Here is a 15,023-nt window from a genome sequence, read left to right as displayed (position 1 = left end):
TCGCTCTTTGTTTCAGTCCGTTTGGTGTTCTATTTTGTGTATAGTAAGGAATACCTCCTCTAAGGAGGTACATTTATATTCTTTGTAAGCTTGATCAAGCGTTCCATGAAATTTTATTTTCCCGTTAAATAAGATAATAAGTTTGTCGGCGATTTCTATGGCGTCCCTCATAATGTGGCTGCTGATAATGATCGTTTTATTCTTCTCTTTCAACTCCATTATTATCTTTTTAAGCTGAATAACCCAATAGGGATCCAATCCGTCTGTCGGTTCATCAAGGATATAGATGTCCGTATCGGCGAGCAGACACTGAGCCAGATTAAGCCGCTGAATCATCCCTTTTGAAAATCCTCCAGCTTTCTGGTTCCGTTCGCTCCATAAGCCTGTTTTTTCTAAAACTAATTTGATCGCTTCCTTGTCTTTGTTTAAGAATCGAGCATAATAATCAAGGATTTCATAGGGTGTAAGCTCTGCTGGGAACATCATTTGGTCAGGCATGTAAGCAAATGGCTTCCGCTGTTTCGAATGGAAAAAAACACTTCCAGTAGTGGGACTTTCAACACCTGTAAGCATTTTTATCATCGTACTTTTTCCCGCTCCATTCCCCCCGCACAATACGATACATTCCCCCTGATCAATGTGGAGATTCAGCGGTGCTAATGCTGTCTTCTTTTTATATGCTTTGGATAACTCCTTCAATTCCACTATCATTTTATACACCTCTTTTCGTTAAAAGCCGGGCTGAAGATAGGATGGTGATTAGAATTATGAGTGAGATGGATACTGTAAGGGCAATTGCTAAAGACCCATTTGTCCCCCACTTTTCGATTATGAGGTATTCAGGTCCAAATACATATTCAGAATTCAGTTTAGAGATCGACCAAACGCGGACGGATTCAACCGGGTTCATAAGAATAAACAAGAACAGGCTGTTTTGCTTGAATGCATATGGAACCCACCCGATGACAGAAAAGATGATAAATTCGTATACAAACACCATAAGAATCCAGAATATAATGGCAGCTGACAGTCCCTGCATCCTTGTTTTGGAAAGGGCTCCAATCAGTAAGGATGCCGCTGAAAATACAAGGATTAAAAGCATATTCACCAGCAGAAAAACCTGATAAATATGGGCTGCAAAAGAGCTTCCAGCCAAAGAGAAAATCAAGCCGAATAACCCATACGAAATACCTGCTACAAAGAATAACGAGAGGACTAAAGCCAGGAATTTACTGATCAGATAATATCCTGAAGATGCCCGATAAGTTCTGTATAAGGATAATCTCCCATTTTCTTTATCGGCAATAATGGAACTCCCGCCAAGAATCATGCAGATGACCGGAATCATCCAAAGAGATAGATTGATCAGCATGGCAATCGAACGGTTGTAGGCAGACTGGCTGAAACCGGCTGCATTGCCCTCTTCCGCCTTTATTTCTTTAAGGCCGTAATATTCAGGGTTCACACCCATTGTCTCAATATTGTCATGAACACCCTCCAGCCCATACGTTACTTCAGCGGGATCGGATTTTACAGACTGAAGGCCATACAAATAAAGGAGAACGGCCAGAAAGAAAAATAAAATCATAAAATTAAAAAGCCATTTGCTTCTTAAAAGCAGCTGAAGTTCATGTTTTGTCATAGAATACAAAAGGCGGGTATTCATATTGATTCCTCCTCGTACTGAAGGTATTTATCTCGTTAATGACTGTGCTTCTTTCCGTCTCCTTTAAAGCTCTTCATATCAGCTTCCAGAAGCTCGTCTTTGGAGTACACAGTTCCACCGTGCTTCTTTCGGTATTCCTCGGCTTTTTTCAATGATTCAAAAGCTGCTACTCCATAGCTCATGGGGCTATCAATATCGCTGTTCTGTATAAATGCAGCAGCATCAAACAATATCCATTCCCTGCTGAGATAATCATGTACAAAGGCTGCCTCATATTCAGGCTTCTCTGTCTGTAAATATTGTGTCATACACCCAATATCATCGAACAATACAGGCCCACCGCTTTTTAAAATGAGCTGTGCAGCTGATTCCAAATCAGCGATTCCCATGTTACAGTTAGCACAGTTATCCTGATTCAGTGTAATTTCAGCCGGTTCTGATGTTGCTGAAGAACAGGCACTCAGCAATATTGCGAGAACAGCCATTAGGAGAACAGGTCTATGTTTCATTGTGCTTCCTCCCATAATTCAAGATAAGCAAACTTGTTAAAGCGATAAGGAAAAAGAACAGGATTAAAGAAGAATCACGGCTTGGAGAGACATTCCTTTTTTCTGATTTGAGTTCTTTCTGTTTTACAGGCGCAGCTTCAGTAAGCGGTGACTCATCTATGATAAAAGCATCTGAAGGAATCGGAGTATATTGTTCAATCATATTCCACAATTCTACGGCCGGACTTTGATAAAAGATCTGCAGTAAAGGTTCTTTATCTGCCATTTGATAAAAAACATCACCGCTTTTATAGGCAAAGTCCACTTTATGGTCATGATCCAAATTCAATAAATGATGATCATCAAAATAGTTGCCATAAGTATCCTTACTGAATAGATTCCTGTTATCTTTTTCGGAAATGATTTGCCTTGTATTCCCCGAGAAGTTATTTAAATAAATGGTGTTATCATTTGAATTCTTCCCCATTTCCAGGCCGGTATCATTCTCCTGAACCTGATTAAATTCAAGTCTGTTCCGCTGCGCGTTTTCAAGAATCATTCCCCTGTAATTGCCCCTCACAATATTAGAAGCAATTTTGGAATCAAATGTGTCATACATAAAAATCCCGGCACCCTCATTTTCTGTGTTCTTATAAAAATAATTATCTAGGATAAATACTTCATAGCTTTGCATGATCATGAGCCCGTTGATGCTTTCAGTCACCCTATTGTCTGAAATTAATACATTTCGGGAATCCATTGTGTGCACGCCATAGCGTGCTTTGGACATGGTGTTCCCCGTGACTTCACAAAAATCAGAATAGGACACATAAACACCGTCCTGCGTGTGATAGAAGTAATTATTTCTAACCGCTGTATTTGGGGCTTCGACCAAATAGATGCCAAAGCCCTTGTGCCGGTCCTTACCCTGGAAACTGGTAATGAGATTATTTTCAAACCGGTGCCCATATGAATTCCTTGCATATATGCCGTGAAAAACATTCCTCAGCGCAATATGGTGAAGATAAGCACGGTCTCCTGTCACATAGATTCCGGCATTCTGTGATCCGCCGCCTTCCACTTCCAGATTTTCAATGATGACATCGTCCGCTGCAATTGTCAGCACATGGCCATTTTCAGATCCTATGATTCTTGTTCCTTTAGCCCCGATAATATGGACTTTTCTATCTATTAAAAAATTGCCTTCATATATCCCAGATTGTAATTTAATGACTGATGCATTCGGATCCGTCAAGGCTTCTCCCAGCTCTTCTGAGGATGCTGCAGAGAATTCCTGAGCGGAAGCTTTTCCGGCCAGGATCAAACTGAAAAATAATAGAAACCATCCGATTTTTTTATACACTCAGCGATCACCTGCCCGGAAGTATGCGTTCCGGCTATCTTTTAAAAGACAGCCGGAAAAAGGATTCCATTTTTGTTTTTTCTCTTGTATAATTTAGTTTAAGTTGAGTTTTTATTTATATTTAATGGCTCATTGTAGCCTTGCCGTCGTCTTCACCGGTCTCAGTTACCTTCAGAATGGCGACGGCTCCTTTTTGTGCGTGGTTAAATTGATGCGTCACGATTGGGTAGCTGCCTTCCTTCGTAACGGTAAATTCCACAACAGCTCCGCCGCTCGCCGGGAGCATGACCGTCTGGAGACCTTTGTAATGGTTAAAAGGGTTGCCGTCAATGTATACATCGTCAAACACTGTGCCAACCACATGGAAAGAGCTTACTTCATTTGGTCCCACATTGTTTACATAGATCCTCACTTTATCCCCTACTTTAGCAAGAAGCGGATTATCCTTAAGTGTGAACGTATCTCCATTTGTATTAGGGTCTCCCTCTTTTAACGCCTTTGTTGAGAAAACCACATGACTCGGAACACCATTTGTAAAATCATCAAGGTCGTTGTATTTATACCATTCGTTTTGAATAATTGTATATTCTCTATCAATCTCTTTATCAGTCGGATAGCCGTCTTTTGGCTTTACAATGATCGTTCCGTGCATTCCGTTTGCGATATGTGATAAAACCGGTGAAGTTCCGCAGTGATACATAAACACACCCGGTTTATTGGCAGGGTAACTGAATGTTCCCGTTTCATCAGGCTGGACGTTCGAGAAGTCTTTTGAAGGAGCTGCGTGTACAGCGTGAAAGTCCATGCTGTGCGGTATTGCCGGATCCATGTTTTTTAAGGTGAAATTTATTGTGTCCCCTTCATTGACAACCACTACCGGTCCCGGTGCTTCCCCGTTAAATGTCCATGCTTTATAGAATTTACCTTTGTCAATTTCAATATCTGTAATTTGGGAAGTCATTTCGACATTCACTTCATTCGCCCCGACTCTTTCAATCTTCAATGGAATAGGTTCCTGATTTAAATCTTTGTGTGGTGCGATTGCTTCTGGCTGGTTTGTTTCTGCTGCAAGGACTTTTTCCTCAGGCTGAAGGGAATTTTCCGGTGCTGCCCCCTGGCTGCATCCAGTTAGCAAGCCTATGCCGATTGCGGAAGTAAGCAGATATTTTACTCCTTTTTTCATTTTGATTTCCTCCTTATAATCGATTGGTTTATCTGCTTTTATCATATGGTAAATCAGCTCTGAAATTGGTGATTTTTCTCACAAGACTTTGGAATTCTGTGAAGAGTTTGTGAATTAGTGATCGAACTATTTTTTACTAAGATCCTATTAGATTTTGAACGGGGATTTCTGCCTGGTATTGACCAGTGCTGCAAATCACTTTTAGGACATTTTCCGCTGAATTAATAGACAGTTTACAACTATATTACTTTGTAAAATAGTGTTCCTATCTATCTCAAATGGTTTATAATCATTAAATGGAGTTGTATGCATCAGATTAAAAGGAGAATGTAACAGTTATGGATTTTATTATGATTTTAAAAGCAATTATATTGGGGTTTGTTGAAGGAATGACTGAGTTTGCCCCAGTGTCATCGACAGGACATATGATTATTGTGGATGATATGTGGCTTAATACAAAAGAGTTCTTATCCAAATATGAAGCCAATACCTTTAAAGTCGTTATTCAGCTCGGTTCCATTTTAGCGGTTGTGATCATTTTTAAAGACCGATTCATTGAAATGCTCGGTCTTGGGGGCCGGGGTAAAAGCTCTGAAGAAAAACAAAGCCGCCTGAAACTATCTCAAGTCATTGTCGGGTTAATTCCAGCAGGGATTCTTGGGGTTTTGTTTGAGGATTATATTGATGAACATTTGTTTTCAACTGAAACGGTACTGATTGGTTTGGTTATTGGTGCTTTTCTAATGATTTTTGCTGATATTTTTGGAGGCAAAAACCCGAAGACTGTATCTGTTGATCAAATCACCTATAAGCAGGCTTTATCTATTGGATTGATACAGTGTTTCTCCCTATGGCCTGGATTCTCGCGTTCGGGTTCCACCATTTCCGGGGGCGTGCTGCTTGGCCTGTCACACAGGGCTGCAGCTGATTTTACTTTTATTATGGCTGTGCCGATCATGGCCGGTGCAAGTTTTCTTTCATTAATAAAGAATCTTGAATACTTCTCAGTCGAAGCGCTTCCGTTCTTTATTGCAGGATTCATCAGTGCATTTATTTTTGCATTAGTTTCGATCCGCTTCTTCTTGAAAATTATCGGCAAGATTAAACTGATACCTTTTGCCATTTACAGGATTGTACTGGCGGGGGTTATCTATTTTGTATTTCTATAAAAATGAACCCGGGCTTTGGCGGCCCGGGTTTTTGTTTGTTTGATTTCCGCTGATTACAGATTTGTTTATGGTGAGGATTTGTATAATGGGAAGGTGGTTCGGATTCAGATTCCGGGATTTTGGCTTTTTGAGTCCGAAGTTGCACCGGGTTCGGACTCTAACTCACTGATTTTGGCTTTTTGAGTCCGAAGTTGCCTCAGGTTCGGACTCAGGCTCCCTGATTTTTGATTTTTGTGTCAGAAGTTGCCTCAGGTTCGGACTCAGGCTCCCTGATTTTTGATTTTTGTGTCAGAAGTTGCCTCAGGTTCAGACTCAAACTCACTGATTTTGGCTTTTTGAGTCCGAAGTTGCCTCACGTTTGGACTCTGAACCCGGGATTTTCCCTTTTTGTGTCCGAAGTTGCCTCAGGTTCGGACTCTTACTCCCGGATTTTCGCTTTTTGTATCCGAAGCTGCTTCAGGTTCGGACACATTGGGCTGGATTTCCCCTATTTATGTCCGATCCAATAAGCTCAAGATCAAAACACATTTTTAAAGAAGCTGATAATTAACCGTGGTATCCAAAGTATGATCCGAAGAAAGAATTCCACAACAATTGAATCGAGGATTTCGGACATGATTTCTCGAAACAGTCCTGGTTTTCGTTTTTCTTTCTTTTTAATGAATTTTCTATTTGCCATCCTCATCCTCTGTCTCCTTTACCTCATCCACAATGCGTTCAGCTGCTTTGCGGTACAAGTTGCTCATGTGAACCAGTGAAGATGCCAGCAGGACTTTTTCGAGCTGGGCTGGCTTCCCTTTATTTAGTTCTGCCGCCCTGCCCGCCTGATTTTCCAGATCATTCATAAATGCATCGGCATTCAGTTTCGCCAAATCAAGGTAAAGCTGATAAAAATGGTCCAGATCCAACTTTCCTTCTGCCGTCCTCGAGTTGACGCCATCCAGCAGGCATTTAATGTCGTTTATAGACAGAGCCCCTTTTAGCTGATAGATAAAAGCAATTAATATAAGGTGCTCCTTTGAGTATTTTTTATTTTTCACAGGAAAAAACAATTTCCCTTTAGCATAGTTATTTATCATTGTCTTGGTCAGCACTTTTTCCTCTTCATTTCTCGTCGTGCTGCCAAAAGTATTTTCAAATAGCTGGATTACCTGATCCATGTATAGGTCAATCTGCGGTATATCTTCCAATTGAATTTGGTTATCCGCAATGAGCTTTTTCAATTCCATACAATCCATCAAACCCCTCATTTGTCGTTATATAAATTCTACCTATAAAAACACAGATTGTAAATATTGACTATGTGTTGTTTTGTATATATTATAATAAGTAGTTATTAAAACTATATACAAGAACATTAGGAGGAGATATAATGAATTCGTACATCCGGGAGCCCATCAACGGACTAACCCATTTAGCAGGTGCCATTTTATCCTTTGCTGGCTTACTTGCCATGGTAATCAAAGCCTCACTGACAACATCTTCACCAATTGCCATTACGGCTGTTGCTATTTTTGGAATCAGTTTGATGCTCCTTTATTCAGCATCTGCTACCTATCATATGGTCATCGCTAAAGATAAAGTCATTGCCTTTTTAAGAAAGCTTGATCATTCTATGATTTATGTATTGATTGCAGGTTCGTATACACCTTTTTGCCTCATCACCTTAAATGGTGTGACCGGCTGGGTTCTATTTGGAATTGTCACAGCTGTTGCTTTGTCAGGCATTCTATTTAAAATGATCTGGTTCAACTGCCCGCGCTGGCTTTCAACAGCGTTATATATTGCGATGGGATGGATTATCGTTTTCGCTTTCTCACCTCTTTCTGAATCATTAAGCTCAGCAGGCGTTCTGCTTCTTTTGCTTGGAGGCATCCTTTATACGATCGGCGGAGTGATTTATGCTGTTAAACCAAAATTCCTTGAGTTCAATCATATGGGTTTTCATGAGATTTTTCATATTTTCATCATGATGGGAAGCATGGCTCATTTTCTTTGTGTGTTTATGTATGTAATCTAAAAAAGATGAAGCAAGCCAATGAGGGCTTGCTTTTTTTTTGATTTCTGCTAATTATACATTTATGAAAATCAAAAAAAATAAACTTTTTTCCCTTTTAATAGGCAAGATTCTCATTCAAAAAACAGGCTGAGCCGTATGCTAATGGTGAACGATATTTAAGGGGAGTGGGAAAATCGTGGGTATGTGCAGCAAGAAAAAACATAAGGATTACGAAAAGCATTATGACGTATGCGAAAGTCATGACTTTGAATGCGATTGCCATTGGCCAAAGAAAGATGAGTATGAAGAGAAAAAACATCATCACAAACATCACGAGAATTGTGTAGAAGAAGTTCTGGAGGCCATTTTTAAAGCGCAGAAAAAGGTCAAAAAAGAAGACGAATGCAAAACATCATGCAGCCATTCGATTGATGAGCTGTTAGTGAGTTCCAAAAAACCAAAGAAGAATACAATTCCATTTATCCTTTATTGCGGAGGCTGCGAACCGTTTAAAGCAACTGGAGTAACAACTTTTTCTCATCATTCTAAGGAGAAAAAGTTCGCCTGCATAACTTCTTTTATTTTCAGAATCAAAGATTTTGATGGCAAATGCGCTGTTTTAGAATTATTAGCTTTCAAACATTGTAAGTCTTCAAAAGATCCTTTCAAGAGTGTATCCAAAGACTTTTGTTCACCTTGCAGCCAAATTGATTGTGAAAATGTAAAAGACTTAATTCCTACTGGCATTTGCATCAATGTTGATCTTTCCTGTTTCTGCGCCATTACATGCCTTCCGGCCGTCCATTTATAAAATGATGGCCCTTTTCGGAGGCAAAGGTGTTTTTACAGCTTGAATGCGAAAAGTACTCAAAAAAGGTGTACCTAAAAAGGTGCACCTTTTTCTTTTTATCCCCCAAATGCTTCAAGCACGTTTTCTACCTCATTTAAATCCAATGCAACTTTTTCCCTGTAAGATATTGAAGTCTCTGGCTTAGGAGCAGAATGGATTGCAAAGCTGCCGCTCTGCACCAGCATTTTAAGCTCTGAGATCTCCTGTAAAATTAAATCATGGCTCCCTGCGGCTGCAGTTCTGGAGTGCAGGTAACTGTGAAGAGCCGATAAAATTAAATGATTCAAAGTTTGATTTTTTGCGTGGTATTGAATCTGTTCATGTACTTTTGGAGATATCGGAATACTGCTCCCGGTTTTAACATCAATAAAAGAATCAGTCAATGTTATTGCTGTCTTATTGAAATGGTCCGTATATGTTTTGGACATATGCATCATCCCTAACCTTTAACGGAAACGGCGTGGCTATTTCCTTGTTCTTTTTTAATTTGGTTCATTTTGGCGAGAATCATTAATCCCAGAACGTTCAGCTTCTCCATATCCTCAGGAAACGTCAATTCAATCGGGCGTCCTCTCTCAGACCACTTTACAGAAGCTTCCCTGATCTGCTTTTGTGCAAGTTTAGCTGCTCCTCCAACTGCAATGTAGCGCACTGCTCCTTTTACCTCTCCCGAGCTGCTTCTTACTCTGTCAAAGTGCTCTAAATATTTAAATGCCATTGATTTGAGCTGCGGGATAATATATTTGCTAATATCCTTTTTCACACCGGCAAATGGTTCTACGTACCATTCAGACTGTCCTGCTGCAAGCTTTTCTTCAAGTTCTGCCCGGGAGTCGAACCGGTATAACTCATTCTTGCTGACCTTTTGGATAATATTGTCCAGAAACTGATTAATTCCAAAGGACTCACCCTCGACAGACGCAACCGGTTTGTTGTTTTTGATTCCTACAAAGTCAACAGAGTCCCCTCCGAGATCCCCAATAATGATCCCTTTCTTTGTTTCCTTCACAAGATCTTCGTTCTTAATCTCTAACGTATCTTGATCCCGGGTAAGCCCAAGGTAAGCACAAGCCCCCTCTGCCCCAACAATCACATCCTGGATATGAAGCTTAACTGTACGCTCCTTTGGTTCTGTCAGGCCTGGTACCTTATGAAAGATGATAGTATGGGTGCCAATCAGGCGCTCCTTTAATCTGGATTTTCTTTCTTTATACTGTGTTGTCGGCAGTGACACTGCCAATTGATCGATGGTATAGTCAATATCCAGTTCATCTGTGTGCTGAAGCGCTGCATGATAAGCTGCCAATCCAAATAACAAGAGGTACGTTCGATCTTCATCTACCTTTTGGTTGTTAAAGGCTGTTAAGCTGACGTCCTTCTGTTTGGCGGCGCCTTTTCCAAGATAATAGATTTCTCTTCGATCCTTTACGGCCTGACTCTTCACTTCAACAATCAGGTTCTCTTCAAAAATAACATCTTCATCTTCGTATGGTATTTCGTAAAACTCCTCATCAAAAAGGGCAATCGCATTGGGAAGCTGGTACTCGGATACCATTCCGCTATCAGAAGCTAAGGCCTTATACCAGCTATTTCCTATATCAACGGCAAGAAAATTTTTTCTATCCATTTTTCCCTCACTCCTCCTTTTGAATCTTATGCTAGGCACCAGTCCAGTTGTGCCCGTACTTTTCTAAATTTTTTTAGACTGATGTATGAAAAATTGTCCAAAATTCCACGTTTGCACTACTGCATATGACTGTAAAAACGCATAGGATATCTTGAACCTAAATTAAGGGAGGAAAACATTGATATGGATAAAGAGAAAAGCTGTATTAATTTAAATGAATCTGCAACTGTAGGAGACTGCGAGAATACAGTTGCAACACCAATCGTAACTCCATCTGGTCCAAGAATTATAAGAGTACCTGTTGAACTCGCACAAATAAACGTTAGCACAAACCTTGTAGCTAATATTAAATTTCCAGATCCAGTATTAGAAATTAAGGATATTAAAAAGAGACTGAAAATTGTTCAATGCAGACTTCTACTTCCTGCACGCACTAATTTGAATTTTGAAGATAGGACCATTCCCTTATTTATAAAAGGATTCGTTCGTAAAAATATTCAATATGCAACTCCATGTCCGAATTCTTCTGGTAAATGCGTCTCTTCTGAAATCCGTTCATTGACAGTAGATGTTCCTTTTGAGTGTGTAACTAATGTTTTAGTAGACGACGTGCAATTACCAAACGTTAACACACGTTCAGAATATGACTTTTTTAGAGCACAAGAGTTAGGCAAGGGGTTCCCGGAAAAAGATGAACTTCTTTCCAGCGACCTATCACAGTTCCATCAAATTAGTACTCAACATTACAATCAATTACCATTTTGTGAATTATTAAGAAGTGACATTACGGAATGGGATGAAGCTATTGACCGGAAACCACTTCCTGGCAATGCTCCTTTTGAAGAAGGAACCTTCTACGAAATTGTTGAGAAAATGTTCATACAATTCAGAGTAAAAATTTTACAAAATCAGCAAGTAAGAATTACTGCTTTACCTTAAGAACCGAACCCTTGGTACTTTGGCGAGTCAAGGATTGTGTTAAGGCAATATTGGGAATTCTCCTGGATTCCTGATGTTGCCTTTTTTTAATTATAAAAATATATAGATATGTCAAATATATTCTATTCACTCCATTATAAAATGACATTGGTTTTTCTCCCTTTTTTTCACCATCTGCTCCACAGGCTAAAAAGAATAATTCCCTTAGGCATGCGCCCAAACATAGACGAATGTCATGCATACGATGCAATATCTTGATTTCAGGAGGAGCCCAAATGTCTGATACACATAAAGAACATAACGGCCATGAATGCCTTGTAACAACTAAAAGTTGTGATTGTGAAAGCCACTCACACCATCATCCGCATGTCTGCATTGGAAAAATTGTCGCTAAAGTTCCAGTTGTTTTGGCTGAACTATCTCTTCAAATTAATGTTGATGCTTTAATAAATTTTCCGGAACCGGTTTTGGAAATTAAAGATATAAAGAAAATTATTAAATTAACTCAATGCAGACTTTTGTTGCCAACAAATAAATTATTTGTTAAAGGATTCGTCAGGAAAAACATTCAATACGCAAGCCCATGTATGGAAATTGAACCAAGCACAGAAAAGACCGTCGCTTCAGATATTCATTCCTTTACTGCTGATATCCCATTTCAGTGCATAACAGAAATAAAGCATTTTATTACGAAGCCAGTTATGCCAGAGACGAATCACCGCTGCGAATTTGATTTCCTAATTTCTAAGCCTCTTCCGTCAGGACATCCAGAAAAAGACGAATTCCAATCAAGCGATCTTTCGCAATTTCACCAGGAGAGCTCTCAGTTTTATAATGAGTTGCCATTCTGTGAGTTAGTTTCAAGCAAGATAATTGAATGGGATGAAGCCATCGATCGAAAACCACTGCCACATTGCTCTCCAATAGGAGAAGGCTATTTTACTAAAGTGGAGGAAAAAATGGTAATCGATATTTGCCTGAAAGTACTCCAAAAACAGCAGGTTCGAGTTGCCTCTACTACAAATGATGACTGCTGCGATCCTTGCGATTAAATCCATACTAATCTTAATGTAAGGAGGGGATTGGAGAGGATGGTTTTGAAACCAGCACCTTCCGAGAGATATGAGTAATATGAATGATGCGTATAATCGTATATATCAATTTCATGGAAGAAATGATATTGACAATCTATCAATTACTGAGCAGAATAATAATCCAGTGCCAATTGATTTTTCACAGGTGAAGCAGGATATAAAAATAACTTCGGATTCATTGAACAATAAGGACGGGAATACCAGGGAACAGTTTTCTGTTCCAAATACCCGTTCTAAGAAAAGCAAATCCAAACCATTCATTTTGCCGCCGCCTGTAACAGAAGCTCGGCAGATTTTCAGAACTTCAAAAACTCAAAAGATTGCAAATGAAAAAATTACAAGTAATGAATCTGAAGAAAGTAAGCTAAAAGAAAGTAAGATTTTATCAGAAAAACAAAGAATTGAAAATTTAAAGGCTTCCTATCTATTGACGCCATTCTCTCCAATGCTCAAGTGGTCTCCATCACTGCCCAGTAAAAATCCAAGTATTCGAACACAATTTTTTTTAGCCAATCAATCAGCGAAAACCCTTGAACAATTCAATTATTTGGGTAGTCTAGTGTCCTCTCTTGGGAAAGAACAAGAATATGATTTTGCTGTTAAAAAGCTGAATAAACAAATCGCCCATGACGATAAAGATTCCGCTCCCCTAAGGAACACTCCTTCCCTTCAAGATGAGTATTCCTTATTGCTGGAAGAGACAGATTCTAATATATATGAAGAAACTGTTAACAGTCGTGAAACAATGACAGATGTTAAGACCCTTCAAACGGACGGAAGCAAAGATATGAACAACTCAAAAGACATACCCCTTGAGATGGAACAGTATTCTGCTAACGGCGCTGCAGAACCTTTACAAATAATGGACATTGAATCAAGTGGGGATGCTATAACCCTTGAGGAAGATTTCATACAGCAGTTGCAAGGTGACGCTCAGACTAAATTTATAGATCAAAATAAAGAAGACTCTCGAAAGTCCAATCGATCCTCTCATTCGACTGCATTAAATAATGAATCTGAGTCTTTCCAAAATGATTTTTCTATTATTGATGATGATTCCTTGTACCTTGAAGAAACCTTTTATCACATGCTTACAGAGTCCTCATCAGAGGAAGATTCATATGTAGATTCAAAATTAAATCAAGATGAAACCTTTGAAGTGTTGTCAGAATTTTATTCGGAACAGGAAGAGTCTTCAATCCAGGAAATAAATGATACTTTGATGAAGGATATTGATAATATAGAGGAATCTTCCTCCTCTTCAGGTTACAAGGAATTTTTTGAACAAACTGATCAATTTTTTGATGATGATCACGAGGAAACTTCATCTTTTATAGAACATCTTTCAATTGATTTAGTGAGCCCGGAAAAACATAAATACATGCAAGAAAACGAAAATATAGATGGAGACATAAGCTATTTTAAAGGTGACTTTTCCAAAATGCTTGAAAAAGCGTATGCTATTTTAGAGGTCAGTCAGCCCGAAGGTATTCAACTCGAAAGCTCTCATGAAGATCCCCCTACTAACCAGGATCTCTTTTCAAATCTTATTGATGCAGCGTTTGAGTCCTTAGATAAAGTCGAAAAAGACATTGACTGGCGCGATAGCGGCCTAAATAAGGTTTCGGAATTATTGAAGAGTTTCTCCATCATGCTAAATGATTCAAATGAGCGAGAGCATCTGATTGATGAACGAAGTTCCACTCTTGCAGAAAATTGCTGCCTTGCTGAAATTGAATCTTCTTCAGATCCTGTTAATCTCTGCACCAGTGAACCAAATATTTGTGAAAGTTTAAGCAAGATCACCATAGAAGAAGCACTTGAAATGGATAATTTATGCAGCTCAGAAGAGTCTTCAATAACCGAGAAGGGCTTTTTGGAAACAGAGGATTCTTCTTATGATTTTGAACACCACTGTGATGAGAACGAAAATTCCTTATTAATACTTGAAGAGAGTTCTAGCTTTGAAGAATCCTCCTCAAGTCATGAAGAAGAATCAGCAAACCTGCAAGATGTGTTTGAGCAAAAATTGTTGGCTGAAGAAGAGATCTCCCAAGATGAGTCATTTGAAAATAAATATTGTGAATCCAAAATTCCGATGCCGACAGTAAAAATACCTGTTCTTGTAGGAAAACTGGATATCGATCTTGATATATTTGATATTTTTCCATTGGATGAACCAATTAAAAACATTTCCAAGGTGGAATGGTCCGTTCAATCACTGGAAACACATACTGTGCTGCCTTCTAAGATAATTTTTATTAAAGGAACACTAATAGCTGATATTGAATATGTAAACTCTGGAGAAAAAACGTCACTTCATTCAGCTAAGATTCCCATTTCATTTAATAAAACTTCTGAAGTTTGCTGGTTATTTCCACCTGATATGCCACAAGCAAAAACTCAAAAAGAGTTTATGTTTAAAAGTGATGGATGTGACGTATTAAGTTCACATTTTGAATCCAGTCAATCATTTACAGAAAAAATCAAGTCACATATCCGCTCCATTCACTTTGTCTGGCATAATGACATAACAGGTACAGAAAAACCTGGTCTTGAGGTTCAAGGAAGGGCGATATTGGAGATTGATTTGCTGCAGGAGCAGTATGTAGATCTTAATGATTAAATAAATGAAGGGTGTCACA

General features: G+C 39.0%; 15 protein-coding genes. 7 read left to right on the top strand and 8 right to left on the bottom strand.

The features are described 5' to 3' along the window. Positions 1 to 12: 12 nt before the first annotated feature. From AC3WTL_RS04775 to AC3WTL_RS04755, 5 genes are all read right to left on the bottom strand, one after another. Complete coding sequence (locus AC3WTL_RS04775; protein ID WP_492369125.1) at positions 13 to 711, bottom strand: ABC transporter ATP-binding protein; 699 nt, start codon at positions 709 to 711, stop codon at positions 13 to 15. Between the two features lies 1 nt (position 712). Further along, positions 713 to 1,666, bottom strand: coding sequence for an ABC transporter permease (locus AC3WTL_RS04770; protein WP_492369124.1), 954 nt, complete (start codon positions 1,664 to 1,666; stop codon positions 713 to 715). A gap of 35 nt (positions 1,667 to 1,701) precedes the next feature. Next, the gene (locus tag AC3WTL_RS04765) at positions 1,702 to 2,175 is read right to left on the bottom strand and encodes a nitrous oxide reductase accessory protein NosL (protein ID WP_492369123.1); all 474 of its coding nucleotides are present in this window, start codon (positions 2,173 to 2,175) and stop codon (positions 1,702 to 1,704) included. Continuing rightward, complete coding sequence (locus tag AC3WTL_RS04760) at positions 2,165 to 3,517, bottom strand: right-handed parallel beta-helix repeat-containing protein (protein ID WP_492369122.1); 1,353 nt, start codon at positions 3,515 to 3,517, stop codon at positions 2,165 to 2,167. Before AC3WTL_RS04760 ends, AC3WTL_RS04765 begins: the two co-directional genes overlap by 11 nt. A gap of 121 nt (positions 3,518 to 3,638) precedes the next feature. Beyond that, entirely contained in the window at positions 3,639 to 4,700 is a 1,062-nt protein-coding gene (locus AC3WTL_RS04755; protein WP_197245709.1) for a multicopper oxidase domain-containing protein, read from the bottom strand. Positions 4,701 to 5,038: 338 nt separating this feature from the next. On the opposite strand from AC3WTL_RS04755, the gene AC3WTL_RS04750 reads away from it, so the two are divergent. Next, positions 5,039 to 5,869, top strand: a complete 831-nt coding sequence (locus AC3WTL_RS04750) for an undecaprenyl-diphosphate phosphatase (protein ID WP_222500323.1) — start codon at positions 5,039 to 5,041, stop codon at positions 5,867 to 5,869. Between the two features lie 668 nt (positions 5,870 to 6,537). Here the strand turns inward: AC3WTL_RS04750 and AC3WTL_RS04745 are convergent. Further along, entirely contained in the window at positions 6,538 to 7,098 is a 561-nt protein-coding gene (locus AC3WTL_RS04745) for a DUF1836 domain-containing protein (protein ID WP_252222136.1), read from the bottom strand. Positions 7,099 to 7,241: 143 nt separating this feature from the next. On the opposite strand from AC3WTL_RS04745, the gene trhA reads away from it, so the two are divergent. From trhA to AC3WTL_RS04730, 3 genes are all read left to right on the top strand, one after another. Next, positions 7,242 to 7,889 (top strand): PAQR family membrane homeostasis protein TrhA, encoded by a 648-nt coding sequence (gene trhA / locus AC3WTL_RS04740; protein WP_035330923.1) that lies wholly within the window; start codon positions 7,242 to 7,244, stop codon positions 7,887 to 7,889. A 164-nt stretch (positions 7,890 to 8,053) separates the two neighbouring features. Continuing rightward, positions 8,054 to 8,215 (top strand): hypothetical protein, encoded by a 162-nt coding sequence (locus AC3WTL_RS04735; protein WP_248348202.1) that lies wholly within the window; start codon positions 8,054 to 8,056, stop codon positions 8,213 to 8,215. An 8-nt stretch (positions 8,216 to 8,223) separates the two neighbouring features. Continuing rightward, on the top strand, positions 8,224 to 8,679 hold the full coding sequence (locus AC3WTL_RS04730) for a CotY/CotZ family spore coat protein (RefSeq protein ID WP_492369381.1): 456 nt from the start codon (positions 8,224 to 8,226) through the stop codon (positions 8,677 to 8,679). Between the two features lie 95 nt (positions 8,680 to 8,774). Here the strand turns inward: AC3WTL_RS04730 and AC3WTL_RS04725 are convergent, their stop codons facing one another. Both AC3WTL_RS04725 and AC3WTL_RS04720 read right to left on the bottom strand, forming a co-directional pair. Further along, the gene (locus tag AC3WTL_RS04725) at positions 8,775 to 9,146 is read right to left on the bottom strand and encodes a hypothetical protein (protein ID WP_248347440.1); all 372 of its coding nucleotides are present in this window, start codon (positions 9,144 to 9,146) and stop codon (positions 8,775 to 8,777) included. An 11-nt stretch (positions 9,147 to 9,157) separates the two neighbouring features. Next, entirely contained in the window at positions 9,158 to 10,345 is a 1,188-nt protein-coding gene (locus tag AC3WTL_RS04720) for a ParM/StbA family protein (RefSeq protein WP_248347441.1), read from the bottom strand. A gap of 183 nt (positions 10,346 to 10,528) precedes the next feature. On the opposite strand from AC3WTL_RS04720, the gene AC3WTL_RS04715 reads away from it, so the two are divergent. The 3 genes from AC3WTL_RS04715 to AC3WTL_RS04705 all read left to right on the top strand — a co-directional run bounded on the left by AC3WTL_RS04715 (position 10,529) and on the right by AC3WTL_RS04705 (position 15,004). Continuing rightward, entirely contained in the window at positions 10,529 to 11,284 is a 756-nt protein-coding gene (locus tag AC3WTL_RS04715; protein ID WP_248347442.1) for a CsxC family protein, read from the top strand. A 275-nt stretch (positions 11,285 to 11,559) separates the two neighbouring features. After that, entirely contained in the window at positions 11,560 to 12,336 is a 777-nt protein-coding gene (locus tag AC3WTL_RS04710; protein WP_248347443.1) for a CsxC family protein, read from the top strand. A gap of 79 nt (positions 12,337 to 12,415) precedes the next feature. Then, positions 12,416 to 15,004 carry a hypothetical protein gene (locus tag AC3WTL_RS04705; RefSeq protein WP_492369121.1) on the top strand — a complete coding sequence of 863 codons (2,589 nt, stop codon included), beginning with the start codon at positions 12,416 to 12,418 and terminating at the stop codon, positions 15,002 to 15,004. Positions 15,005 to 15,023 lie beyond the last annotated feature (19 nt).

The sequence above is a fragment of the Cytobacillus sp. EB106-05-05-XG126 genome (assembly GCF_058791715.1).
This window is presented reverse-complemented; position numbering and strand designations above follow the sequence as displayed.